The sequence below is a fragment of the Alcanivorax sp. HI0083 genome (genome assembly GCF_001635175.1).
In genome coordinates this window covers 1-701 of the sequence record NZ_LWFX01001561.1, presented here as the reverse complement: position 1 = coordinate 701, position 701 = coordinate 1, and the positions used below count along the sequence as shown (strand labels likewise).

At 60.9% G+C, this 701-nt stretch carries 1 protein-coding gene; it reads right to left on the bottom strand.

All coding sequences use genetic code 11. The annotated features are described in order from the left end of the window. The coding region (locus A3754_RS23330; protein ID WP_156497176.1) for a DALR domain-containing protein at nucleotides 1–701 on the bottom strand (701 nt) is incomplete at both ends.

Here is a 701-nt window from a genome sequence, read left to right as displayed (position 1 = left end):
CTGGAACCAGGCAGTGGGCTCCACGGTGAGAATACCGAGCAGGTCGGCGCCGGCCAGTAATTCCGCTTTCAGTTTCGGCTTGTCCGCCAGCTCGGCCTTGTTCAGTTCGCCGGCGATGGCATGCAGGGCGCTGACCGCTTCCGAGGTGTTCAGATCATCTTTCAGCGCTTCCAGCACCGGGTGGTTGTCCGGCAGTTGGTAACCGGCTTCCGGCGCCACGGTTTCGCCGCGACCGAGCAGAGCGTAGTAGAGTGTATCCAGGCCTTTCTCGGCATTCTCCAGCACGTCGGCAGAGAAGTTCAGCGGCGAACGGTAATGGCTGGAGACCAGCGCAAAGCGCAGGATCTCACCGTGGTACTGGGTGAGCAGGTCACGGACCAGTCGGAAGTTGCCCAAAGACTTGGACATCTTCTCGCCGTCGATATTGATGTAACCGTTGTGCATCCAGTAGCGCACATAATCGGTGCCGTGGGCGCAGCAGCCCTGGGCGATCTCGTTCTCGTGGTGCGGGAAGATCAGGTCCTGCCCACCACCGTGGATATCGATGACATCGCCCAGATGCTTGTGGATCATGGCGGAACATTCGATGTGCCAGCCCGGGCGACCACGGCCCCAGGGGGAGTCCCAACCGGGCTGTTCATCGGTGGAGGGTTTCCACAGGATGAAGTCGCCAGGGTGTCGCTTGTAGTCGGCCACTTCCA